This window comes from Natronospirillum sp. (assembly GCF_022565775.1).
Lineage (GTDB): Bacteria > Pseudomonadota > Gammaproteobacteria > Pseudomonadales > Natronospirillaceae > Natronospirillum.
Map to the genome: position 1 here is coordinate 11,461 of NZ_JAIUMC010000020.1, position 25,159 is coordinate 36,619.

The 25,159-nt window shown below is 59.8% G+C and carries 19 protein-coding genes; 12 read left to right on the forward strand and 7 right to left on the reverse strand.

All coding sequences use genetic code 11. The annotated features are described in order from the left end of the window. Window positions 1–20: 20 nt before the first annotated feature. The gene (locus LAT62_RS06245; protein WP_293380621.1) at window positions 21–983 is read right to left on the reverse strand and encodes an NAD(P)-dependent oxidoreductase; all 963 of its coding nucleotides are present in this window, start codon (window positions 981–983) and stop codon (window positions 21–23) included. Beyond that, on the reverse strand, window positions 983–1,609 hold the full coding sequence (locus tag LAT62_RS06250) for an arylesterase (RefSeq protein WP_293380624.1): 627 nt from the start codon (window positions 1,607–1,609) through the stop codon (window positions 983–985). The genes LAT62_RS06245 and LAT62_RS06250 overlap by 1 nt, the downstream gene beginning before the upstream one ends. Between LAT62_RS06250 and LAT62_RS06255 the strand changes: the two genes are divergently transcribed. From LAT62_RS06255 to LAT62_RS06265, 3 genes are read left to right on the forward strand one after another with little or no spacing between them, the layout of a single operon-like run. Further along, complete coding sequence (locus tag LAT62_RS06255) at window positions 1,608–2,333, forward strand: ABC transporter ATP-binding protein (RefSeq protein ID WP_367120535.1); 726 nt, start codon at window positions 1,608–1,610, stop codon at window positions 2,331–2,333. The genes LAT62_RS06250 and LAT62_RS06255 overlap by 2 nt on opposite strands. Then, window positions 2,330–4,804, forward strand: coding sequence for an FtsX-like permease family protein (locus LAT62_RS06260; RefSeq protein WP_293380627.1), 2,475 nt, complete (start codon window positions 2,330–2,332; stop codon window positions 4,802–4,804). Before LAT62_RS06255 ends, LAT62_RS06260 begins: the two co-directional genes overlap by 4 nt. Before the next feature lie 36 nt (window positions 4,805–4,840). After that, the gene (locus LAT62_RS06265) at window positions 4,841–7,657 is read left to right on the forward strand and encodes a hypothetical protein (RefSeq protein ID WP_293380630.1); all 2,817 of its coding nucleotides are present in this window, start codon (window positions 4,841–4,843) and stop codon (window positions 7,655–7,657) included. A 288-nt stretch (window positions 7,658–7,945) separates the two neighbouring features. On the opposite strand, the gene LAT62_RS06270 is transcribed toward LAT62_RS06265, so the two are convergent. Beyond that, a complete protein-coding gene (locus LAT62_RS06270; protein ID WP_293380633.1) occupies window positions 7,946–8,905 on the reverse strand; it encodes a DegV family protein in 960 nt (319 codons plus the stop codon). Between the two features lie 332 nt (window positions 8,906–9,237). On the opposite strand from LAT62_RS06270, the gene LAT62_RS06275 reads away from it, so the two are divergent. Together LAT62_RS06275 and LAT62_RS06280 are read left to right on the forward strand one after the other, a co-directional pair. After that, on the forward strand, window positions 9,238–10,191 hold the full coding sequence (locus tag LAT62_RS06275; RefSeq protein ID WP_293380636.1) for a tripartite tricarboxylate transporter substrate binding protein: 954 nt from the start codon (window positions 9,238–9,240) through the stop codon (window positions 10,189–10,191). Window positions 10,192–10,314: 123 nt separating this feature from the next. Continuing rightward, window positions 10,315–12,483, forward strand: coding sequence for a methyl-accepting chemotaxis protein (locus LAT62_RS06280; protein WP_293380639.1), 2,169 nt, complete (start codon window positions 10,315–10,317; stop codon window positions 12,481–12,483). Here the strand turns inward: LAT62_RS06280 and LAT62_RS06285 are convergent. The 4 genes from LAT62_RS06285 to LAT62_RS06300 are packed head-to-tail and all read right to left on the reverse strand — an operon-like array spanning window position 12,480 to window position 16,416. Beyond that, window positions 12,480–13,241, reverse strand: a complete 762-nt coding sequence (locus LAT62_RS06285) for an SDR family oxidoreductase (RefSeq protein ID WP_293380642.1) — start codon at window positions 13,239–13,241, stop codon at window positions 12,480–12,482. The genes LAT62_RS06280 and LAT62_RS06285 overlap by 4 nt on opposite strands. A 15-nt stretch (window positions 13,242–13,256) precedes the next feature. After that, complete coding sequence (locus LAT62_RS06290) at window positions 13,257–14,411, reverse strand: enoyl-CoA hydratase/isomerase family protein (protein ID WP_293380645.1); 1,155 nt, start codon at window positions 14,409–14,411, stop codon at window positions 13,257–13,259. Window positions 14,412–14,426: 15 nt separating this feature from the next. Next, window positions 14,427–15,221, reverse strand: coding sequence for an enoyl-CoA hydratase (locus LAT62_RS06295; protein ID WP_293380648.1), 795 nt, complete (start codon window positions 15,219–15,221; stop codon window positions 14,427–14,429). Window positions 15,222–15,258: 37 nt separating this feature from the next. Further along, the gene (locus LAT62_RS06300; protein WP_293380651.1) at window positions 15,259–16,416 is read right to left on the reverse strand and encodes an acyl-CoA dehydrogenase family protein; all 1,158 of its coding nucleotides are present in this window, start codon (window positions 16,414–16,416) and stop codon (window positions 15,259–15,261) included. Between the two features lie 152 nt (window positions 16,417–16,568). On the opposite strand from LAT62_RS06300, the gene LAT62_RS06305 reads away from it, so the two are divergent. The 7 genes from LAT62_RS06305 (at window position 16,569) to LAT62_RS06335 (ending at window position 24,823) form a co-directional block, all read left to right on the forward strand. After that, window positions 16,569–17,000 carry a MerR family DNA-binding transcriptional regulator gene (locus LAT62_RS06305; RefSeq protein ID WP_293380654.1) on the forward strand — a complete coding sequence of 144 codons (432 nt, stop codon included), beginning with the start codon at window positions 16,569–16,571 and terminating at the stop codon, window positions 16,998–17,000. A 10-nt stretch (window positions 17,001–17,010) separates the two neighbouring features. Next, entirely contained in the window at window positions 17,011–18,177 is a 1,167-nt protein-coding gene (locus LAT62_RS06310; RefSeq protein WP_293380657.1) for an isovaleryl-CoA dehydrogenase, read from the forward strand. A gap of 341 nt (window positions 18,178–18,518) precedes the next feature. Next, window positions 18,519–20,063, forward strand: coding sequence for a carboxyl transferase domain-containing protein (locus LAT62_RS06315; protein WP_293380674.1), 1,545 nt, complete (start codon window positions 18,519–18,521; stop codon window positions 20,061–20,063). A 3-nt stretch (window positions 20,064–20,066) separates the two neighbouring features. Continuing rightward, complete coding sequence (locus LAT62_RS06320; protein WP_293380660.1) at window positions 20,067–20,843, forward strand: enoyl-CoA hydratase-related protein; 777 nt, start codon at window positions 20,067–20,069, stop codon at window positions 20,841–20,843. A gap of 53 nt (window positions 20,844–20,896) precedes the next feature. Further along, the gene (locus LAT62_RS06325) at window positions 20,897–22,864 is read left to right on the forward strand and encodes an acetyl/propionyl/methylcrotonyl-CoA carboxylase subunit alpha (protein WP_293380663.1); all 1,968 of its coding nucleotides are present in this window, start codon (window positions 20,897–20,899) and stop codon (window positions 22,862–22,864) included. After that, on the forward strand, window positions 22,861–23,778 hold the full coding sequence (locus LAT62_RS06330; protein ID WP_293380666.1) for a hydroxymethylglutaryl-CoA lyase: 918 nt from the start codon (window positions 22,861–22,863) through the stop codon (window positions 23,776–23,778). The genes LAT62_RS06325 and LAT62_RS06330 overlap by 4 nt, the downstream gene beginning before the upstream one ends. 133 nt (window positions 23,779–23,911) lie before the next feature. Continuing rightward, window positions 23,912–24,823, forward strand: coding sequence for a DUF1566 domain-containing protein (locus LAT62_RS06335; RefSeq protein ID WP_293380669.1), 912 nt, complete (start codon window positions 23,912–23,914; stop codon window positions 24,821–24,823). The last annotated feature ends 336 nt before the right edge of the window (window positions 24,824–25,159 follow it).

Sequence of the window (25,159 nt, forward strand, 5' to 3'; positions counted from 1 at the left end):
GTGGATTTATCGTATTGAACTCAGAGCAGACAGTGATCGCGCTGACCCTGCACAAACCGGTTCATATTGCCGATCGCCACCTCCATCAGCGTGGTGATGGCCTCTTCGCTGCTCCAGGCGATATGGGGTGTCAGCACCAGATTGGTCTCTTCCCGGATGGCGAACAGTGGATTGTCGCGCCGGATAGGCTCCTGGCTGACCACATCCAGCGCCGCGCCGCCCAGATATCCGGAGCGCAGGGCGTTGACCAGATCCTGCTCGTTGACCAGCCCGCCTCGTGAAGCGTTGAGCAGCAGGGCGCCCGGTTTCATGCGCCCGAGCAGATCGGCGTTGACCATTTCGGTATTGTCTTCGGTCAGCGGGCAACACAGAATCAGGGCGTCCAGTTGGCTCAATTCGGTGTCAAAATCGGCATAACCCGGCCGCACGGTTTCAGCGCCAGGGCGATCCAGAAACAGGACTTCACTGCCGAAGCCGCGCAGCCGATCTGCAGTCCCCTGGCCGATGGTGCCGCGACCCAGAATACCGATGCGCATGGTGCGGATTTCCCGCACGGACGCGGAGCGCAGGGCAAAGTGCTCAGCGTCGGCCCAGTCGCCGCGGTCCTGCGCCCGGCGATAGTGTGTCTGCTGCCACGCCAGCCCGAGCAGGTGCGCGACGATCCATTCGGGCACTGCATTGCCCGCATAGCCTTGGACATTGCAAACATGGATACCCAGATCACGACAGGCCTCCAGATCGACATTGTTGACGCCGGTTGCCACCACCTGCACCAGTTGCAGTCTGGGGCTGGCGGCCAGCACCTCCCGATCCAGAACTACCTTGTTCACCACGGCAATAGTGGTCTCCTCCAGGCGCGAAATACGGTCTTCGAGCGCCGTGTTTTCCCAGCCTGACCAGGTATGCGGAAATTCGGGATCAGGCCAGCGGATGGACTCGGGGATGGTCCCCTGATCCAGAAAGGTGATCTGGTGCTGTGCCATCAGTTCTTCAGTTCCCCGGGCAGGATCGACCAGACGTTGTCCAGAATTCTCGGTTGTGCTTCGGCGCGCGGGTGAATGCCGTCTCCCTGCATGAGATCCGGATTCTCTGCTACGCTGTCCAGCATGAACGGCAAAAAATAATCCAGTTGGTTGGATTCGGCCAGCTCGCCGAACATGTTGAAAAAAGGTTCGGTGTAACGTGGCCCATAATTGGGAGGGATGCGTATCCCCAGCAGAATGACATCGGCTCCGGCGTCTTGAGACTGGTCGATCATGTCCTGCAGGCGACTGCGGATATCCGGGATATTCTGGCCCTGCAGGCCGTCATTGCCGCCCAGTTCAAGAATGACATAGTCGGGCTGGTAACGGTCCAGTAAACCGGGTAGGCGCTGTTGGCCCCCTCTGGTAGTTTCGCCGCTGATGCTGGCATTGATGACACTATGCCGGTTTTCAGAGAGGCGCTCTTCCAGCAGGCTGACCCAGCCCTGATCCGGATCGCTGAGACCGTACGCAGTGCTAAGGCTGTCGCCCATTACGAGCACCGTAGCAGCTTGCGCCGGGGCTGCCAGCAGACAGACCAGCACAAAAACACCAGGTTTCAACGAACGGATAAGCTCAGACACCATGACTCAAACAGCTCCCAATGCGTCAGATCAGACTCTTCAGGCCGAATCCATGATAAAGGCGGAAGCACTTTGGCAGCGCGTGCCCACCCAGAGTGGAACCCTTGATATCCTGAAAGGGATCGATCTTGAAATCAAGCTCGGGGAAAGTGTCGCCATCGTGGGTGCGTCAGGTTCCGGTAAAACTACGCTGCTGGGTATGCTGGCCGGGCTCGATACGCCCACCTCAGGGCGCGTATTGCTGGCCGGCAATGATCTGACCAAGATGAGTGAAGAAGAGCGTGCGCGCCTGCGCGGTCAGTATGTGGGCTTCGTATTCCAGAATTTCCAGTTGTTGCCCGCGCTCAGCGCCCTGGAGAATGTCATGCTGCCTCTCGAGTTGCGGCGCGACACCTCCGACCGTGAAACCGCCATGGCACTGCTGGACCAGGTGGGTCTCAGCGATCGGGCCACGCATTACCCGCGGCAGCTGTCCGGGGGTGAGCAGCAGCGGGTCGCGATAGCACGTGCCTTTGCCTCTCGGCCACCGATCCTTTTTGCCGATGAACCCACGGGCAACCTCGATACCGATACCGGTCGCAATATCGAGGAGCTGCTCTTTCAGCTCAACCGCGAGTATCAGACCACGCTGGTACTGGTCACACATGATCACCAACTGGCTTCCCACTGTGCCCGAACCTGTGTCATGGAGGCCGGGTCACTGTATTCGGACAGGGCACCCAAATGAGTCTGACCTGGCGCATGTTCTGGCGCGACTTTCGCGCCGGAGAACTGACCCTGTTGCTGGTATCCCTGGTGCTGGCGGTTACCGTGGTCACCAGTATCAGCATTTTTGCCGAACGCATCCGCAGTACCATTCTGACCGAGGCGGGCTCTCTGCTGGCGGCGGATTATGCCCTGCAGGGATCGCGCGAGATGAACCCCTCCTGGTTTGCCATCGCGGACGAACTGGGTCTGGAGCAGGCTCGGGTGGTCAGTTTTTCGTCGATGTTGTTTGGCGACACCGCGAACCGCCTGGGCTCCGTGCGGGCCGTTACGGACACCTACCCGCTGAAGGGCAGTCTGCAGGTTGCTGATGCACCGTTCGGAGAGCCGGAGTCGGTGCAGAGTGGCCCGCCACCTGGCGAAATCTGGCTGGCCTCCCGGCTGTTTCCATTGCTCGAGGTCGAGGTCGGAGACATGGTCGGTATCGGCGCCACTGATCTGCGAGTGAGCAAGGCTCTGATCTCTGAACCGGACCAAACAGCGAGTCTGTTCAATGTCGAGCCGCGCGCCATGATCAATATGGCCGACCTCGATGCCACCCAGGCGATTCAACCGGGTAGTCGAGTCACCTATCGCTGGTTGCTGGCAGGCCCTGATCTGGCTCATACCGAGTTGCGCAATGCCATTCGCAGTGAAAGAGAACCCCATTTTCAATGGCGCAGTGCCCGCCGTGCCAATGAAAGTGTCGGTGAAGCCCTCGATCGTGCCGAAAGCTTCCTGCTCCTGTCCGGCTCATTGGCCGTAATCCTGGCCGGGGTGGCGCTGGCCATGTCGGCGCAACGCTATTCGGCCCGCCATGTTGACGGCGTGGCGCTGATGAAAACCGTCGGCTATACGCCAAACCAGATTCTGCGCATGTACGGGCTCGGGCTGTCACTGCTGGCCGTGGCCGGTATCGTTCTTGGACTGCTGCTGGGTGAAATTACCCATCAGGCGATCATCTTCCTGCTGGGCGATCTGCTGCCCTCCAACCTCGCCATGCATGACTGGCGCTCTTATGGCATGGGCGCTATCACCGGCTTTGTGGCGCTGATGGGCTTTGCCTGGCCACCTTTCTATCGGCTGCGTGATGTACCACCGGTGAAAGTCATCCGCAGTGAGGTATTCCAGCGGCCCAAGCTGCTGTGGCAGGCCTGGGGCGCACTGGGCATCATGCTGATTGTGCTGTTGTACAGCGGCGACTGGCAGCTCACTCTGGTGATGGTCGGCGGCGGACTGGTCTGTATTTGGGGTGCCGGTCTGTTTGCCCGGGTACTGCTCTGGCTGCTGCGCCGCTATGGCAGTGAACTGGGCCGCACCTGGCGGCTGGGCCTGTCGAGTCTGCAGAGGCGCAGTCAGCAGAATGGGCTGCAGGTGGTCATTTTCGCCATTGCCTTGATGCTGCTGTTTACCCTGACCATGATCCGGACTACTTTGCTGGCCGAATGGCAGCAACAACTGCCCGAAGACTCACCCAATCACTTCGTATACAACGTGTTTGAAGACGACCTGGACAATCTCAATGCCTGGATGGATGACTATGCCAGCAATCGGTCACCCGCCTACCCGGTGACCCGAGGGCGCATGACGCTGGTGAACGACCAGACTGTGGATGATCTCAGCAGGGATCTGCCTGATCGCAACAATTACCGCCGCGAACTGAACATGACCTGGTCGCCGGATCTGGGGTCGGATAATCGGGTGGTGGCCGGAGGCTGGTGGGATGACTACGGCGAAGGTGATCTGAAAGTCTCGGTCGAGGAGGAGTTTGCGCGCAATATCGGTATCGATATCGGCGATACGCTGCACTACAGCGTGGGTGGGCTGGATGTGAGTGCGGAAGTCACCAGCCTGCGCTCGCTGAACTGGGAGTCGTTCAACCCCAACTTCTACATGATCTTCAATCAGCCGCTGGAGGCCGGTGCGGGTGCCTTCTATTTGGTCAGCTTTTACCTGTCGCCTGAAGACAAACCGGCGCTGAATGAACTTGTGCGGTCCATTCCAACCCTGGCCGTGCTGGAGGTGGATACCCTGATCGAGCAGGTTCAGGACATCATCCGCAATGTGACCATTGCCATCGAGTTCATTCTGATACTGGTACTGGCTTCCGGCATGCTGGTGCTCATTGCAGGCATCCAGTCCAGTCTGGACGTCAGGTTCAGGGAAAGCGCCCTGCTGCGCACCATGGGGGCGCCGGCCGGACTGCTGCGGGGCACTCTGTGGATAGAATTCGGTGCGCTCGGCGCGCTGTCTGGCTTGCTGGGGGCGCTTGGCACTGAGGGCATTCTGTTCTATTTGCAGGGCAGTCTGTTCAATATGGAAACACGCTGGCATCCTATGCTCTGGCTGGTTGCTCCGGTGGTCGGTGGTGTGCTGATCGGCACCGTAGGTGTGCTGTCCACGCGCAAGGTCATTCACACACCACCCATGCAGGTGCTGCGCAACTGGCTCTGACCCCGGAACCATGACACTTTAAGGAAGCAAGCCGGTATGCGCTGGATGCAACACTGCAGGACATCACTTTACGCGCTGGCGGTACTGGCACTCTGGCTGCCGGCTGTGACGGCGCAGGCCCAGTCCTTCAGTGTTATCCAGACGCAATACTTCAACATCATCCACCAGGACGTCCATCGGCCACTGGCGCGCCATCTGGCTTCGGTGGCTGATGCGGAATACGAACAACTGCTCAACCAGCTGGACATGATTGTGGCGCCGCGGGTCGACCTCCTGATCGACAGCAGCTATGGCGACTCGTACAACGCCACAGCCACCATCGCCAGCAAACCCATGGTGACCATCAGCCCCTCCTCCCACCTGACCGGTGAACTGCTCAACGACGGTGATGCCGTGACACTGGTGCTGCGCCACGAACTGGCGCACATCCTGACCAGTCGCAAGACGTCCGAGCCCGAGTTCTATCGTTTCGGCTATGTGGCGGGCAACAACACCTTCGTGCCTTTGGCCTTCCATGAAGGCTATGCCCAGTGGTTCGAGTCCGACCGGGAACTGCTGACTGGCCGCGCGTTTCGCCAGCATCCGCTGTTCGAAGGGCTCTGGCTGCAGGAATACCAGCAGGGATTTCGCAACTATACCCAGGTGTTTGAAACAGGACGCCACGAGAGCGTGCTGATGGGCTACCTGTATGGTGCCTACTTCTTTACCCACCTGTCCGAGCGCTTCGGTGACGACGTGGTCCGGGACTGGGTGGAAAACCGTACCGGCCGGCACGGCTTCTGGGCTGATCTGATCAGCCCGCTGTACATGGATATTGCCTGGCGGGCTGCGTTTGACGAATCCCTGGCCGAAAGCTGGGCGGAGTTCCTGGTGTTCGAGCAGGCGCGTCTGGAGACCCATCTGGCCGACGATGATCTGCAGACACCCACCGAGCAACTGGCCGGCCTGTCGCGTTTCCGTCATGCCAGAGCCGTCTGGCACGAGCAGGGCTGGCGGGTTTATCGGCAGGATGACGGGCTGCGCCGCCCGGCCCTGGTTATTCAATCCCCGGATGGAGAAACCCGCCGGCATCGAGGCTATCAGCCGGAACAGATCACCGCCTCGGCAGACCAGGGCGTACTCTGGTTCAACCAGTTGGAACGATGCAGTGGCGAACCGCGCTACAGTCTGTATCGATTGTCGCTTGAAGAAGGTGGCCCCGAGCGCATAGCCCGCTGCAGCCGGGTCGCCCGGCTGGCCTGGCATGGCCCCAGTGAGCAACTGGCCACCTGGGAGCAGACACTGACGGGGTCCCAACTGGTCCTGCGTGATGCCGCCGGGGAGTATTCCAGTACCTTGCTGCAGGGAGACTTCGGCGTCCAGATCAAGGCGTTGACCTGGCATCCGGACGGAGAGCGCCTGCTGCTGACAATGAAACCTGAAGTGCAGGGCAACTTCGATCTCTATGAGCTGACACTCGACACCCTGTCCCTGCAGCCGCTGACCCGCGATGCCGAATTGCCCGAAGGCGCCCACTGGGCCGATCAGGATACTCTGGTGTTCAGTGTCCCCGAAATCAGCCCGGCCGGGGTGCGGCTGCTGCAAGCCCATGCCTGGCAGCCGGGGCAGGGTGAACGGCAGCGGCTGACCCGCGTGGCCGGCAATGTGCATCAACCCAGGTTGAGAGAAGGTCAGGTGGTTTACCTGACCGAGGGCGGTCTGAACTATGACCTGATGCGTGTGGCGCCGTTACCCGACACTCCCGATTCAATGATGCCTCAGCCACCGGTGACTGCGGACTGGGTGATGCCTGCTGGCCTGATACTGGGTCCACCAATTGAGGAAGAGGACGACCCCGAAACGGACACGGCGGAGGAAGCCGACGCTGAGCGAGAGCCCCGCGAACCGGGCCTGCATCCCTACTATGCGATTGAATACATGAGCCCGGGCCTGTTTGCACCGTTTCCCTACTGGGACGGAGAACTGGGGTTTGGCCTGGCCGGCGATTGGCGAGAGCCGACGGACCGGCATCAGGTCATGTTGACCGCCACGCTAGGGGTCTTTACCGGCGATATTGCCGGCACGCTGGATTATCGGTTCTACAATGACTGGTCGCTGGGCGTTGGCCAGGCGCGGCAATCCGGAGACCTGTATTCCGGCTACCGCGCGGGCTGGGACCGCACGCTCTGGCAGAGTCACAGAGGGGCGTTCGGCGCGCATGCCGAGTGGGTAACCGATCAGCGTCATGCTGGCTCAGACAATTCTGGACTGCGCCGCCGCTGGGCCGGCACCGGGGTCGGGTACGGTTTCAGCCAGCGAAGTGCCGAGCGCTACTATCCCAACCGGTCCGGCAGTCTGGCGCTGGACTACGAGCGTGCCTTCAGCTATGCCGACAGCAACCGGCTGCGCCTCACCGGACAGGCGCGCCAGGCTCTATGGGGGCAGCACTCGGTGCAGGCCCATACCCGGCTGCTCTGGACCGATGACAACAACCGACCCTTCTCTGCCGGCCGCAGCGATGCCTATAGCGTATTTTCCCGCCCCATCGGCTCTACGGTGACCTTGCGCGCTCTGCCCGAACCGCTCGACAGCCCGGAACTGCTGTGGGCCAGACCGCAAACTCAGTGGCTGCTGGCCGAGCCCGATCGCACCCTGGGATCCTGGGGTCTTGGCATCAATACCCTCTGGCTGACACCCTATGCCGCCGGTGCCTGGGACCTGGACCAGCAGGCGCGCTACAACATAGGCGCCGAGCTCGAGCTGCACTTCACCACCTTCTGGCTGCTGCCGCTGGAGGCCGCAGTGGGCTACGCCCACAACCCCGAGCGAGAGGAGATAGGCGAAGTCTACTTCAACCTCGGACCGAGGTTTTGAGCAGTTCAAGCAAGTCCGTAAAGGTCTGCGAATCAAAGGGAAATCAAAGGGGTCAGCAATCAAAGGGGTCAGAGTCGTTGATTTAATCAAAGGGGTCAGAGTCGTTGATTTCAGCCAGTTGGCCCTGCCCAACAGCGCCAGACACCAGCTACTTGGCAGCACCACGCTGAACACCCAGCACCTGCTGCTTGACCGACTCTACTTATCACCCCGGTTAAGAATGGGGGGATTACCCTCCGGCCGTCGCCTTGTGTGGTGTAAAATCCATATGGACCTGACGTCCTGATATCAGGCCGCTGTGGACCATTCGTGGTCGATGCTGGCAACTGCCAGGCTTACCGATCCGGGGCCGAGGCAGGTGGCACCGGCCAGGCCCATGGTACTGATCAGCAGTACAATTTTACGCTCCTGATGCAGCTTTCGCAGGTCCTGCACGCCGGTGAAGCGTTCCAGATCCAGCAAGTCGCCGGCGTAACTCAAACTCACGTACGGCGATTCGGCTCCTCTTTGCAGTATTCGGACGGTCTGATTGAAAACCGCCGTGACGGCCTGATCAAACGTCGGTTGACGGTCAACGGTGAACATTTTATTGCGGAAGGAGCAAATGATCGGTGTTTCTTTGGGCGGAAAGCCGAGCGATCCTGAGGTCCACCGCAATGGGGGGTGGTCGAATGCTGCTTGCCGTTCATTAAGATACGTCAGATCGGTAGGCACCATAAAAGTATGGGTTAGTTCGGCTGTATGATTGATGTTGCGCCGTAACTCACTATGTTCCTTGCCTCGCTTGATGAACGCCAGCGCCTGGGCAGCCACCAAACCCTGGCCGGCAAACAGCGTCTGGGTGTCCAGCAGGCGAATTCGAGTCTGGCTGTCAGCCAGGGAGAGTCGATCCTGCAAGCGCTGAATGATGGGCTTCAATGTATGGAAATGATGTGACAGGGTGTGACTGCCACAAAGTACCATCAGATAATCTGTCCCGGGCAGGGCTTTTGCCCAGAGGGCTTCTTCCAGGGCCTCTGTATCTGGTGGTGCCAGAGTAAACCGTCGGCGGCGTCGCTGGTGGCCCACGTACACGAATTTGTCGATCAGATGATCCCTGTAGGCTTCCAGAGTACGCTCAGGCTGCCGAGTATCTTCGATGTCATGGCCGTCCGCAGTGACTTGAACCGTTAACACATGAATGCCATAGTCATCGATCACTTGCCTGGGCAAATCTGCTGCCGCGTCTATCGCGAGCGTTACTCTCATGGTGAGTGTCCCCCAGTGTTAGCATTTAGGGTACGTTCCAACGTCTGGCGCGAGCCCCGACGCGAAAAAGTACCACCATTTCATTAGGTAACTCTAGTTCAGGGCAGAACTTTTTCCGAACATGCTTCGAGAGTGCTTGCCGGGATATGCCTGCATCCCGGAGCAAGGGGAGGTTGGCAAGTTTTTCTCCGGGGAGCAAAATTTTTTCTTATGGGCCTGGTTGGCACTGTCCGATCAGGCATTTCTTGCAACAACCTTGTAGAATATATTCATCGCCTGCCTATTCTGAAAATTGCGCAACGAATGATCCGCAGAGCGGTGAGGCAGCATCGATGAAAACAAAAAGATTCTACTGGCCCGTCATACTGCTGCCTTTTTTCTGGTTCACTGGGGTGCCTGCACTGTCAGATCACAGCTTTCCATCGAGACCTCTGACGATGCTGATCGGGTATGGTCCGGGTGGCAGTACGGATGTACAGGGTCGCGTGCTGGTCGAAATACTGTCAGAGCAGTTGGGACAGCCGGTCGATATCGTTTATCAGCCGGGCGCCGGTGGTGGTGTGGCTGCTGCAATGCTGGCCGGCAGTGCCGATCAGGGGTACGTCTTTCAATACGGTTCCTCGCTGGCATTTACCATTGCACCGCTGATCGCACCAGCCTCTTACGAGTTGAACAGTTTTCGCTTCGTAGCAGGGGTTACGCTGGATCAGCCAGCGATTGTTACCGGACCGGACAAGCCGTTCGAGACCTGGTACGAACTGATGGACTATTCCGAAGACAACCCAGAACTGGTCTATGTGACTCCCTTCTCTCAGGATCGTTTCATCATCAGGCGAATTGCCGAACGTGAAGGCTTGGACCTGCGCATCCTGCCTGCTGCCGGCGGCTCCGAGATGGCGCCTCTCGTGTTGTCGGGCGATGCTGACATAGCCACCAGTGGCGGCACACACAGTGCTTATACCGATTCGGGCGACATGATCGTGCTGGTCAGTTTGGCCGATGAGCGGTTGGTCTACTACCCGGATGCGCCGACCTTGCGTGAGCTGGGCTATGATTTCAGCATGCACGCGGTTCGTGTGGTTGTTGTTCCTGCAGAGACGCCGGATGAACAGGTGCGGGTGCTGTCGGAAGCGCTGGAGGCTGCCACACGCGACCCCCGCTTTATTGAGGTGACGGAAGAGCGCATCAGAATGCCCGTTGTGTTCAAGAGTGGTGAAGACCTGAACTCCCTGTTTGCGAATCAAGTTGAAGAGCACAGACAATTGATCGAGGACTCGAGTTTCTGAAAAGCAACTTAAGTCGCCCTCCGAAGTTGCTTTTCAGGCAGATTGTCCTAAAGTTTTTACTACAGCTTTGATTAACGCGGTCGCTACAAGGGAGAGTGATTGACCGAATGGCGGGGTAGTACCATGCGTCAGCTTCTCTCTATTTCAGGGCTTATTTACGCTCTCTTCGGCCTGTTGATTGCCTGCCTGCTATTGATCGGTGCCTATTCAATCTTCAGTGTGCAGCAACTCAGCGCGAGCCTGTCCCACCTGATGGGAGAGACCGAAGAGGTATCCGACAGTCTGGAGCAGTCACTGGGCTCGCTCGGTGAGCTGGAAGCCGAGTTGGCGTCACTCTCTGTGGCTCAGGAGTCATTGCTGCGCCTGCAGGGGCTCGAGCAGCAGATGGTCTCCACTACGGAAGCTGCGCTGGAAATCGACTCGGATTTGCAAAACCTCGAGCAGGTAGCGGAAGGCCAGAGCACCAGCCTCAGAAATATCAGCGAAAGCACGGCCAGCATTGCCGATGACCTGGCGCTGGTGTCCGGGCCGCTGTTTGAAATGATCACCCTATCGCAGACCATTTCTGCCAGCTCTCAGACCGTGTTGCTGGATCTGTATCGTATCGCCGGCGGGTTCGAGGTGGACGAAACGACCTTTGGCGACACTATTCAGGACGTGACCCGCGGCCTGGCCAGCATGACCAGTGCCATGTTCAACGTCGACCAGACCGATGACACCCGCCAGGTGCTGATTGAGCTGCGCCGCGACCTGCGAGGCTTCCGGCGCGATCTGGGCACCTTTACCGGCAGCACCGACGAAGAGGAGAGAGCAGAGCTGCTGCCGCAGCTGATCACCACAGCGGAAGCCGTGGCTGCACTGGCTGCGCGCATTCAGGAGGGCAGTCTGGCGCTGGCCAATGATACAGCAACGCAGGCCAATCAGCTGGCAGCGGAAACCGGCGAGAGACTGGAAGAGCAGCGTGAAACCAACGCGGAGGCGCAGGAGGTCATCGCCAACACACTGTCGAGAGTCAGCCAGAACAATGACATATCACGCTCACTGGTGGATGATTTGTCTGCGACTGCCAGCGCCCTGAGTGAGCAATTGGGTGCCATTCCGGCGGTGGAGGCTCGGGTGCAGGAAACCATCGACTCGATGCGCACGATCCTGTCGGTAGACCAGGCCGATCGTCTCACCGAGGTGGAAGTCGCCGCGGCTCAGCGCCAGGCGCAGGCCCGTCAGTTGCCCCTGATTCTGATGGCATTGTGCGCCATTGCAGTGATTATCGGCTTGCTCGCCAGCCTCGGTCTGAGGCGGTTTATTGTCAAACCCATGTCCGATTTCGTGGCCGGCGTGAATCGGGTTACCCATGATGACCTGAGTCGGGAGATCGAATCTCCCGGTGCCGTTGGCGAGTTGAAAGAAGTGATTCAGCAGGTCAATGGGCTGATCGGTTCTCTGCGAGACAATGTGCAGGATATGTCCGATGCCGGTCAGACCATCTCCGACAGCATCAAGGCCATGCACGAGACAACCGTGGTCACCCAGTCCGCGGTGGATGCACAGCGACGCAGTGAAGCGGAAATTGCCTCGGCCACTCAGGAGCTGAATAGTACGGTGCACTCGGTGGCGGAGGCGGGCGAGCAGGTCCGCCAGCAGACCAGTTCGGTCAACCAGTCCATCAGTGACAGCCGCAAAGGGGTCGACCAGGCCAGATCAGAGGTAGACGCCCTGAGCAGCCGCATGGCCGAAGTCAACGCGGCGATGAACCGGTTCAAGGAGGACAGCGACAAGATAGATTCGGTGCTCGGTGGAATCAGGGCGATTTCGGAGCAAACCAATCTGCTGGCCCTGAATGCAGCAATCGAGGCAGCCCGGGCCGGTGAATCCGGTCGCGGCTTTGCCGTGGTGGCCGACGAGGTGCGCCAACTGGCTCAGCGCACGGGCGAAGCAACGGTGGAAATTGAAACGCTGACCCAGTCACTCAAGCAGGGGGCCGACCATGGCACCGAGGCTATTGATGTCAGCCTTAAACAGCTCGACAGTAATGTCGAGGCGACCGAGGACGTCGCCCGGGCACTGGGTGTCATCGTCGAGCAGGTGGAAAAAATCAACGAGCTGAACACCCAACTCGTGCAGTACACCCATGGGCAACAAGAGCAGATCGAGGTCATCAACACCGGCATTGCCCGTGTCGAGCATCACTCGGAAGAGGCGCAGCGCGCCGCTGAAGCCAATGTCGAGGCCAGCGGAGGGCTGCAGCGAGCCTCCGGCAAGCTGACTGGCCTGGTAGGGCGGTTCAGGCTCTAGATCCGCGTCCCGCCATCCACCTCCAGCACCCGGCCGGTGAAGAAGTCGTTCTCGAAGATGTACTGGGCGCTGTGGGCGATTTCTTTCTGTTCACCCAGGCGGCCGAGCATCGCCATCTGTTCCATGCGCTGCAGGGCTTCGGGTTTCATCTGGGCGGTCATGTCGGTGGCGATGGCGCCGGGGGCAATAGCGGCGACACGGATCTTGTAGCGTGCCAGTTCTTTCGCCCAGGTGACGGTCATGGCCGACACGCCGGCCTTGGCGGCACTGTAGTTGCTTTGGCCCATGTTACCGGCCCGCGAGACCGAAGCCATATTGATGATGACCCCGCCATGACCGTCCTGCGCCATGATGGCGGCGGCTTCTCGGCCGCAGAGGAAGGTGCCGGTCAGGTTGATGTCGATCAGCTTGCGGAACTGCTCGGCCGACATCTTCTTCTCCAGCTTGCCGTCTTTTACCTTGATCAGCAGTCCGTCCATCAGCACGCCGGCATTGTTGATCAGCCCGTCGATGCGCCCGAAGTCTTCGCGAATCAGGGCAAAGCAGGCTTCCACGGCCGGTTCGTCAGTGATGTCCAGGTGATAGGTCTCTGCTCTGCCGCCTGCCGCCCGGCAGGCTACCGCTGTATCGTCAAGGCCGTCCTGGTCCAGGTCGACCAGGGCGAGGCGGGCGCCCTGGCCGGCCAGGCGCAGCGCCATGGCTCGTCCGAGACCCCGGGCACCGCCGGTGATGACAATGACTGACTTGTTGATCTGCATGGTTTCAAAGGTCCTTCAGTAGGTTCCGAGGTCTGCCAATGGGTTTTCGGCCCAGCGTTGTTCAAAGTGGGCGTCCACAAACTGCATCTCGACGGATTCGACATCCGGATAGCGCCAGTGGGGCTGGCGGTCCTTGTCGATCAGCAGGGCACGCACCCCTTCCTGGAATTCGCCCAGCAGACAGCAGTTGATGGCCAGCACCAGTTCCTGACGGAAGCATTCGGCCAGTGACCAGTGGCGGGCTCTGGCGAGCTGCTCGTTGATGACGTGGGCTGCCGTCGGGCTGCCGTGCTGCAGTGTCTTCGCGGCCTTCTGCAGCCAGGGGTCCTTGTCGGTCAGACCGGTGATGGCGTGCACCGTCTCGACCAGTGTCGGGTGGTCCACCAGTTCATTGATGCGATCGTAGTGCTGGCGCAGCGGGCTTTCTGGCAGGTGCCGATGTACCTTGTCATTGGCCAGATGGCTGAAACGGCGCAGCAGTCGATCCAGTCGCGCCTGATCCTCATGCGGCCCGCCTGACCAGTGCTCGTCGCGCAGGGCCTGCAGAACGCGCTCCTGATCGTCATGTGGAATGAAGCGGTCAGCCAGCCCGGCGAACAAAGCATCACTGGCGTTCAGGTGGGCGCCGGTCAGCCCGATAAAACGACCGGTGTGGCCGGGCATGCGGTTGAGCAGCCAACTGCCGGCTACATCCGGGAACAGGCCGATGGTGATTTCCGGCATGGCGATGCGCGTTGTCTCGGTCACGATACGGGTGCTGGCGCCCGCCATCAGGCCCAGGCCGCCGCCCATGACGATACCGTCACCCCAGCAGATCAGCGGCTTGGGGAAGACATGAATCAAGTGATCAAGGCGGTATTCGTGGCTGAAGTAGTCGATTGCTGCGGCCTCGGTGTCTTCGTCGTCCGAGGCCATGGCCAGATAGACCTGAACCACATCACCGCCGGCACAGAAGGCCTTGCCGCCCTCTCCATCCAGCCAGACAGCGACAATGTTGGGGTCGTCCGCCCATTCGGACAACTGCTCCAGCAGTATGCCGATCATGTCCCGACCCAGCGCATTGAGCGACTTGGGCCGATTCAGGGAAGCGCGACCCAGGCGGAGCTGTCCGGAGGGGCCAAGCGGTATTTCCTGCAGGAGTACAGGGGCGTCTGTCTTGTCGTCTGCCATGATAGGCCTCCGCGGTCAGCGATTTTTCCAGTGCGGTTCGCGTTTCTCCAGGAAGGCATTGACGCCTTCGCGCTGGTCTTCGGTGCGAAACAGGTCGACGAACAGGTCGCGCTCGCGCATCAGGGCCGAGTTGTGGTCACCGGAGCGCGTATGCTGTATCAGTGTCTTGCAGGCAGCGACCGAGCCCGGGCTCTGGCGGCAGGACATCTGCGCCAGTTCCAGGGCTTTCTGGTGGGCCTCACCGTCGGCCACGACCTCTTCCACCAGGCCGATGCGCAGCGCCTGCTCGGCATCGACTCGTTCTCCGCACAGGATGATCCGTTTGGCCCAACCTTCACCCACCAGTCGGGTCAGGTTCTGGGTACCTCCTGCGCACGGCAGCAGCCCGACGCGAGCCTCGGGCAGTGCCATCTTTGCGCCTTGCGCGGCCACTCTGAGATCGCAGGCCAGAGCGACTTCAAGACCGCCGCCCATGGCCCAGCCATTGATGGCTGCCACGGTCAGCCCCTCGAAGGTGCTCAATGCTTCAAACGCCGAGCCAAACGCCCGCGCTGCCTGGGTGGCGTGGGTCGTATCGCCATCGGCAAACTGGTTCAGGTCGGCACCGGCCGAGAAGAACTTGTCGCTGGCGCTGGTAATGACCAGAGCACGAATGTCGTCATCGTCATTCAGTTCGTCCAGCAGGTGCCTGAACCGCTGCAGGCTGTCCAGCGTCCAGGTGTTGGCAGGCGGGTTGTCCAGGACAATGATGCCGACTGCGCCGTCCCGTTCCAGACGCAGCGGCTGATCCTGATTCTTGTCGTCACTCATGTGCGCTCTCCGTGTTGTCGGTTCGCCGGCACAGGATCTACAGCAGCTCGCCGGCGTTCTCTGCCAGCAACCGGCGGGCGACTATAACCCGCATGATCTCATTGGTGCCTTCCAGTATCCGGTGCACTCGGGCATCCCGCAGATGGCGTTCGGCCGGATACTCTCTAATGTAGCCATAACCACCGAATAATTGCAGTGCCTCATCGCACACCCGGTAACCGACATCGGTGGCAAAGCGCTTGGCCATCGCACAATAGGCGGTGGCCTCCGGGTCGCCATTGTCCAGCTTGGCAGCAGCGAGTCGCACCAGTTGCCGGGCCGCCACCAGCTCCGTCGCCATGTCGGCCAGTTTGAACTGCAGCCCCTGGAACTGGCTGATCGGCTTGCCAAACTGCTGGCGCTCCAGCACGTAGTCTCTGGCCTCGTTCAACGCCTGCTGGGCGGTACCGAGTGAGCAGGTGGCTATATTGATGCGCCCGCCATCCAGGCCGCGCATGGCAAAGCGGAATCCTTCGCCTTCTTCACCCAGTCGGCTGTGCGCCGGAATACGTACATTGTCGAAGGATACTGAACAGGTGGGCTGACTTTTCCAACCCATTTTTTCTTCCGGTTTACCTACGCTGATGCCGCTGGCATCGGCCGGCACAACAAAGGCGGATATACCGGACGGGCCTTCACTGCCGGTACGCGCCATCACCACAAAAACGCCGGCCGCGCTGGCACCGGAAATGAACATCTTGGTACCGTTCAGCACATAGTCGTCACCCGAGCGCTCGGCCCGGGTTTTCAGTGAACCGGCATCCGACCCCGAGCCCGGCTCGGTCAGGCAATAGGCGCCCAGGGTTTCACCGGCCACCATGCGCGGCACCCAGTCGTCGGCCACTGACTTGCTGGCAAAGGAGGCGATCATCCAGGTCACCATGTTCTGCACGGTCAGGTAGGCGGTGGTGGAGGTACAGCCCATGGCCAGTTGCTCGAACACCAGGCTGGAGTCCAGCCGCGACAGGCCAAGACCACCCTGATCGGTGGGCACATAGAGGCCGCAGAAGCCCATGTCGGCGGCCTTGCGGATGACGTCGACCGGGAATTCTGCCTCGGCATCCCAGCGGGCCGCATGCGGCGCCAGCTCCCGTTCGCTGAACTGGCGTGCCGACTCGACAAAGGCACGCTGGTCTTCGGACAGTTCGAAGTTCATGGTAGAGCTCCATGCCATGTCAGACTCTGTTCACCAGAGCTGACAGTTGTGATTTCTGTTGCGACCGAAATTAGCATAAGTTGACGTTTACGCAAACGTAAACCTGGGTTAGGCTTTGTCCTGAAATCAGTGACCTGTAAAGCCAGAGCACCATGACCGTGATGCCAGACCAACGCCAGCAGACCTGGACCATCAACGAACTCTCGCGGGAGTTCGATATCACGCCGCGCAGCATCCGCTTCTATGAGGCGGAAGGCCTTTTGGCGCCTGCGCGCGACGGGCAGAAGCGCATCTACGCACGCAAGGACCGGGTGCGCCTGAAGCTGATTCTGCGCGGCAAGCGGCTGGGGTTCTCGCTGGCAGAAACACGGGAGCTGTTCGAGCTTTATGATGAATCCAACGGCAACAATGACCGGCAACTGAGTGTGATGATTCGCAAGGTGCGCGAGCGACAGGCGGCCCTGCAACAGCAACTGGTGGACCTGCGCATTGTGCAGGAAGAACTGCGCAACGCCGAAGAGCGCTGCTGGAACTCGATGAGCGATACCGGGCAGCAACGCCTGCGCCAGGAACTGGACAACTGAGGAAAGCATAATGATAACGCCCTACAAGGCTCTGAATTTCGGTCTGGACGACACCGTGGACATGGTGCGCGACCAGATCAATGCGTTTGCACAGGAAGAGATTGCCCCGCGCGCTGCAGAGATCGACGAGAAGAATGAATTCCCGGCGGATCTGTGGCGCAAGTTCGGCGATCTGGGTGTGCTCGGGATCACCGTGCCGGAAGCCGATGGCGGTGCAGGCATGGGGTATCTGGCGCATGTGGTGGTGATGGAAGAAATCAGCCGGGCGTCGGCGTCGGTGGCGCTGTCTTACGGAGCCCACTCCAACCTCTGTGTGAATCAGATTCGCCGCCACGGCACGGCAGAGCAGAAGGCCAAATATCTGCCCGGACTGATTTCCGGCGAGCATGTCGGCGCACTGGCGATGAGTGAACCCGGTGCAGGCTCCGATGTGGTCAGCATGAAGCTGCGCGCCGAGAAAAAGGGTGACCACTATGTGCTGACCGGTAACAAGATGTGGATCACCAACGGCCCTGATGCCGAAACCTATGTGGTCTACGCGAAAACCGATCCGGCCGCCGGCTCGAAGGGCATTTCCGCCTTTATCATCGAGCGCGGCTTTGCCGGTTTCAGCCAGGCGCAGAAGCTCGACAAGCTGGGTATGCGCGGTTCCAACACCTGTGAGCTGGTGTTCGACAACTGCAAAGTACCGGCAGAGAACCTGCTGGGTGAAGAAGGTCGCGGCGTGCAGGTGCTGATGAGCGGCCTGGACTACGAGCGTGTCGTGCTGGCCGGCGGCCCCTTGGGCATCATGCAGGCCTGCATGGATGTGGTGGTGCCCTATGTGCACGACCGCAAGCAATTCGGGCAGTCCATCGGCGAATTCCAGTTGGTACAGGGCAAGCTGGCCGACATGTACACCACACTGAATGCCTGTCGCGCCTATGTGTATACCGTGGCGATGGCCTGCGATCGGGGCGAAACCGCGCGCAAGGACGCTGCAGGGGCTATCCTGTATGCAGCAGAGAAGGCCACGCAGATGGCGCTGGATGCCATTCAGTTGCTTGGCGGCAATGGCTACATCAATGAATACCCGACCGGGCGGCTGCTGCGCGACGCCAAGCTGTACGAAATCGGCGCCGGCACCTCCGAGATTCGGCGCATGCTGATCGGGCGGGAGTTGTTCAACGAATCGTGAGGCGGCCACAACTGTAGGCGCTGGCCTTGGCCGCGCTGGGGCACCGAAGGTGCCCGTTCTGGGCGGCTGCGCCGCCGAGCGCGACTGACGTCGCTGGCCTACAGGGGCCTGTGCCTAATTTGTAGGCCAGTGGCGTAAGCCACGCTCAGGGGGCCACAAACTCAAGCGCAGGCAAGCCAGCGCCCACAGTGGTGGCACTATTGCAGGCGCGTGCCTTGGCCGCGCTCGGGGCCGAGAGGCCCCTCAGCCAAGGTGGCTTTGAACATGAATAACAACAGGAGCCCAGAGTGACCACAGCAGTCAACGTGCACAGCGAAGAGTTCCAGAAAAACCGGGACGCCATGCAGGCCCTGGTCGATGACCTGTACGACCGACTGCACCAGTTCGAGCAGGGCGGTGGTGCCGACAAGCAGGCACGCCATGAATCGCGCGGCAAACTGCTGCCTCGGGAGCGTGTGCGCCGCCTGCTGGATGACGGCTCCCCGTTTCTTGAGATTGGCCAGTTCGCCGCCTACAACGTCTATGACGATGACGTGCCCTGTGCCGGGGTGATCGCGGGCATTGGCCGCGTCGAAGGTGTCGAGTGCATGATCGTGGCCAATGACGCCACCGTGAAAGGCGGCACCTACTTCCCGCTGTCGGTGAAAAAGCATCTGCGCGCCCAGGCCATTGCGCAGCAGAATCGATTACCCTGTATCTACCTGGTCGACTCCGGTGGTGCCAACTTGCCGCAGCAGGATGACGTCTTCCCGGACCGGGACCATTTCGGACGCATCTTCTTCAACCAGGCCAACATGTCGGCTGAGGGCATTCCGCAGATTGCCGTGGTGATGGGGCTCTGCACTGCTGGTGGCGCCTATGTACCGGCCATGGCCGATGAATCCATCATTGTGCGCAATCAGGGCTCGATCTTCCTGGCCGGCCCGCCGTTGGTGAAAGCCGCCACAGCTGAAGTGGTGTCCGCCGAGGATCTAGGCGGTGCCGATGTGCACTGCAAGGTCTCCGGCGTGGCCGATCATTATGCCGAAAACGACCTGCATGCCCTGCATCTGGCCCGGCGGGCCGTGGCTCGCCTCAACCACAGTAAGCCGGACCTGCCCAATCAGGCCGAGCCTCTGCCGCCGAAGCACGATCCGCAGGAACTCTATGGCATCGTCGGCACGGACCTGCGCAAATCCTATGACGTGCACGAAGTGATCGGCCGTATCGTGGATGACTCGGCCTTCGACGAATTCAAGCCGCTGTATGGCAGTACGCTGGTCACCGGTTTCGCCCGTCTGCACGGCCATCCGGTGGGCATCATCGCCAACAATGGCGTGCTGTTCAGCGAATCGGCGGTCAAGGGTGCGCACTTCATCGAGCTGTGCACCCAGCGGCATATTCCGCTGATTTTTCTGCAGAACATCACCGGGTTCATGGTGGGAAGACAATATGAGGCGGAGGGCATTGCCAAACATGGCGCCAAGCTGGTGACGGCCGTGGCCTGTGCCCGAGTGCCCAAACTGACCGTGATCATCGGCGGCAGCTACGGCGCGGGCAACTATGGCCTGTGCGGGCGCGCCTATGATCCGAACTTTCTCTGGATGTGGCCCAATGCGCGCATCTCCGTCATGGGCGGTGAGCAGGCTGCCGGTGTCATGGCGCAGGTTCGCCGCGATGCGCTGGAAGCGCGCGGCGAAACCTGGAGTCAGGAGGACGAATCGGCTTTCAAGACGCCTATACGCGAGCAGTACGAGACACAGGGACACCCCTACTACGCCAGTGCCCGACTGTGGGATGATGGCATCATTGACCCGGCACAGACACGGGAGGTACTGGCGCTGAGCCTGTCTGCCTGTCTGAACAAACCCATTGCAGATACACGCTTTGGCGTGTTCAGGATGTGAATCATGGCTGACGATTTTCTGTTACAGGAACTGGACGAGCGCGGGGTGCTGCACCTCATCATCAATCGCCCTGACAAGCGCAACGCTTTTGATGACGAGCTTGTTGAAGCCCTGTTGATCGAGCTCAAAGAGGCGGCAGAAACGCCTGAAGTCAAGGTGGTGCAGCTGGAAGGCAGCGGTGATCACTTCAGCGCTGGGGCAGATCTGGGCTGGATGCAGCGGATGATCGACAATGACTACACTGCCAACTTGACTGATGCGCGGCAACTGGCCGAATTGCTGGATACGCTCTATCACATGCCGCAGCCCACGGTAGTATTGGTGCAGGGGGCTGCCTTTGGTGGCGCGGTCGGCCTGGCCAGTTGCTGTGACATGGTCATTGCCAGTGATGAAGCCTTTTTCTGTCTCAGTGAGGTCAAGATCGGGTTGATCCCGGCCACCATACTGCCCTATGTCACTCGCGCAATCGGTGAGCGCCAGGCGCGCCGCTACTGCCTGAGTGCCGAAGTCATTGATGCACCCCAGGCGCTCAACATCGGCCTGGCACACAAACTGGTACCGACCGTGCAGCTCAAGGCGGCTGCCGCCAACTGGACAGACCAGGTGCTGGCCAATCGCCACTCGGCCGTGCTGCAGGCCAAAGACCTGTTGCTGGCCATCAGCGACCATGCCATCGATGACGAACTGCTTGACGAAACCAGTGAGCGGATTGCCGCCATCCGGGTGTCGGAAGATGGTCAGGCAGGGCTCAACGCCTTCCTGCAGAAAAAGAAAAAATGACAGGACACTAGTGCTGCAAAAGGCACCAAGGCCGACAATTTCGGAGCAAATGCATGTTCAGCAAGATTCTGATTGCCAACCGCGGCGAAATAGCCTGCCGGATCATACGCACCTGCCGGGCCCTTGGCGTGACGACAGTTGCTGTCTATTCGGATGCGGATAGCAAGGCTCAGCATGTGCGCCTGGCCGACGAAGCCGTGCATCTCGGCCCGGCACCGGCCAGGGAGTCCTACCTGCGCGCGGATGCCGTGATCGAAGCGGCGGTGCGTACCGGTGCGCAGGCCATTCACCCGGGCTATGGCTTTCTGTCCGAAAACCCCGACTTTGCCCGGGCCTGTGCCAAAGCCGGATTGGTATTCATCGGGCCACCCGCCGAGGCCATTGATGCGATGGGTTCCAAAAGCGCCGCCAAACGGATCATGGAGAAAGCCGGTGTGCCTCTGGTGCCGGGCTATCACGGTGCGGATCAGGATATGGCGAACCTGCGTGAAACGGCCAGCGAAATCGGCTATCCGGTCATGCTGAAAGCCGTGCATGGTGGAGGCGGCAAGGGCATGCGCGTGGTTGACGACCCAGCCGAGTTCGACGCTGCGGCAGCGGCAGCGCGTCGCGAGGGCGAAAATGCGTTCGGCAATGGCGACCTGCTGGTCGAAAAGTGCGTGGTTCAGCCACGGCACGTGGAAATTCAGGTATTTGCCGATACGCACGGCAATGCGGTCTATCTCGCCGAGCGGGACTGCTCGGTACAGCGGCGGCATCAAAAGGTGATTGAAGAGGCTCCGGCACCCGGCATGACGCCGGAACTGCGCCGGGCGATGGGAGAGGCTGCGGTTCGTGCAGCCCAGGCCATCAATTATGTGGGTGCCGGTACGGTGGAATTCCTGCTCGATCGCGACGGCTCCTTCTACTTCATGGAGATGAATACCCGTCTGCAGGTGGAGCATCCGGTCACGGAAATGATCACCGGCCAGGATCTGGTGGACTGGCAGTTGCGCGTGGCTGTCGGTGAGGCGCTGCCACTGAAGCAGGTGGATATCGAATTGACCGGCCACGCAGTAGAGGCCCGGATCTATGCCGAAGATCCCGAGCACGACTTCCTGCCGGCCACCGGCACGCTGACCTGCCTGCGCACGCCGCAGACCAATGACCGGGTGCGTATCGATACCGGTGTTGTCGAAGGCGATGAGGTCAGCATCTACTATGACCCCATGATCGCCAAGTTGGTGGTACACGGTCGCACCCGCACCGAAGCGCTGCGCCTGATGACCCGGGCACTGGCGGACTATCGGATAGACGGCGTGGTGACCAATATTCCGTTTCTGCGCCGCCTGGCGGGCCATCCGGCGTTCGGGGCGGCAGAGCTGGATACCGGTTTTATCGAACGCCACCATGAGGCGTTGCTGGCCCCGGCGCCGCTGGACGTGAACGACATGTCCGCCCTGGCGGCAGCACTCCATGTCGAGTTGCTGCGGCGCAAGCAGGCGGTTTCCGCTGACCCCTGGGATCAGTTGGCGGGCTGGCGCCTGAACCGACCGGCCTATGCCGCCGTTGAAGTCGAGCACCAAGGCGACGTCGTGCGTTGCGTGCGTACCGATATGCCGGCCTGGCCCCAGGTTCTGGAGCTGACGGAAGACCGCGCTACCCTGGCCTGGCAGGGTCGACAATACCACTATGGCTGGTCAGCCAGGGGTGACACCCCAAGGCACCTGACCCTGTTTGTTGACGGGCGGCCCTGGCGCTGCGTCTGTCAGCCTGCCGAGGAGCATGTCGGAACCGGGAAGGACGTTGAACATTCGCTGACCGCGCCCATGAATGGCACAGTAGTGTCTATACTTGTAGACAAGGGGCAGGACGTCAAAGCCGGCCAGGCACTGCTGGTGATGGAGGCCATGAAGATGGAGCACACCATCAGAGCGCCGGCGGACGGCACTGTCGAAGAAATCTGGTTCCAGGTAGGTGGTACGGTCACCTCCGGTTCAGAATTGCTGGCCTTCGTGCCGGCTGAGGAGTCCGTGGAATGAGGTTGCCCAGGCAGGTTACTCTGGTCGAAATGGGGCCACGCGATGGCCTGCAGAATGAGACTCACCCACTGTCCGTGGTGGACAAGGTCCGCCTGATTGAGCGCTTGGCGGAAACCGGGCTGCAGCATATCGAGGCTGGCAGCTTTGTCTCACCCAAATGGGTACCACAGATGGCCGATTCCGGCGATGTGCTGCGCCAGATCAACCGTCGTGACGGGGTGATTTATTCTGCGCTGACTCCTAACATGCAGGGTTTCGAGCAGGCCATTGCCGCCGGCGCCGATCAGGTGGCCGTTTTTGCTGCGGCCTCCGAGACCTTCAGCCGCAAGAACATCAATTGCTCCATCGACGAGAGCCTGGAGCGCTTTGCGCCCGTCATCGAGGCCGCAAAGGCCAAAAAGGTTCGTGTCCGTGGCTATGTCTCCACGGTAGTCGGCTGCCCCTATGAGGGAAGAATAGCCCCGGATGCCGTGGCGAAAGTGGCCGGTGCGCTGTATGACCTGGGGTGCTATGAAATCTCGCTGGGCGACACCATCGGCATCGGAACACCGCTGTCGGTCAGGAGCATGCTCACCGCCGTGTCGACCCGAGTGCCGATAGAACATCTTGCCGTACATTTTCACGACACATACGGGCAGGCCATCGCCAACATCTATGCCGCGCTGGAAGAGGGTGTCAGCGTCGTTGACAGCTCGGTGGCCGGCCTGGGCGGCTGCCCCTATGCCCCCGGTGCTGCCGGCAACGTAGCCACGGAAGATGTGCTGTATCTGCTGCAGGGGCTGGGTATCCGCACCGATGTCGACCTCAAGGCCATGGCCAAGGTCGGCTGGGCCATCTGCGACCGGTTGGAAAGATCCAATCGGTCCAAGGTAGGCGCGGCGCTGCATGCCAGGGAGCATCATAGTAAGGCCTGATTCAGTAGACAGACGACGGTCGACAGATGACAGCAAACTCATCGATTGTCCTGCAGAGAATTCTCTTGGTCGCTTTGTGATCATTTGTGCTAAGCTTTCGCAAGAGCAAATAATATGAAAAGGATGTTTGATAATGTCTCTAGGTCAATCAAGTGTTTCACTCCGTAAAGCTTCGTTTTGGTTGGTTTCAATTTTTTCTGTGTTGATATTGATTGCCTGTGATGACAGTTCATCAAGCTCCTCTGATGACTCGGATACTTCTGAAGACGCAGATTCGACTGACGAAAATGGTTCATCAGACGAATCTCTGTTCAGTTTGACTGCGTTGCCAGGTGATTCGGAAGTGACATTGAGCTGGGATTCAGTACCCGACGCCAATTCCTACACCCTTTACTTTTCCACGGTCGAGGGTACGGCTGACGAAGGCACTTCAATTCCCGATATTACCGAGACCTCCTATACGCATACCGGCAGGTCCAACACTACAACCTATTACTACGTCGTTCGTTCGGTAGGGGATGGCGGCGTTGAAAGTGATCCGAGCGAAGAGGTCAGCGCCACTCCACATGGCGACATCATATCGGAACGTTATGAAGCCATTGATCCCAACGGAGACCTGAACCCTGATGGAGAACTGATTCGTGACCTGGCTACCGGTCTGGAATGGCAGCGCTGCAGTTTGGGTCAGACCTGGAATGGCAGTAGCTGCAATGGCGATAGGTCGACGATTCAATGGGATGATGCGACTGATCAGACTGCGTCTGGTGGCTTTAGATTGCCAACCAAAGATGAATTGCGAACTATCGTTTACTGTTCCGATACGGGCAACTTTGACTCGAATGGGACAGATGAACTGTGCGGCTCCTTTCTGAATATCGATAGTCCGACTGTCATTCAGGCTGCATTCCCCAGCACGGAAAGAGGAATTTACTGGTCTGCCACTGTCGGTGAGAATGAATTGGACGCGTTCGGGTATAACTTCAATCAAGGTAATGTTGTCGAAAACCGGAAAAGCAACTTCTATAGCGTTCGATTGGTTAGATAGCTGCTAAGTTCGATTGAACAGTTACCTGGTCTTGCAGAGAAATCCGGCCTAGGCTGTATTTCTCTGCAACCTCCTGAAAAGGTCCAGCCGCTCCAAGGTCAGGCTGGCGCTGCATGCCAGGGAGCATCATAGTAAAAGTTGAGTCGACAGAAGACAGATGACAGTGGCGGGCTTGGCTACATTCAGCGACCCACCTATGTTTGGCTGGTTCCTGTCGACTTGCACGATTTTTCTGGTTGGCACTGCATAGCTGTCTACAGTCGACTGTCTTCTGTCTACTGGGAGGTGCGGCGCTTTTCTTGGACTGTTTTATGCTGCAATCCCCAGGCTCGCTCG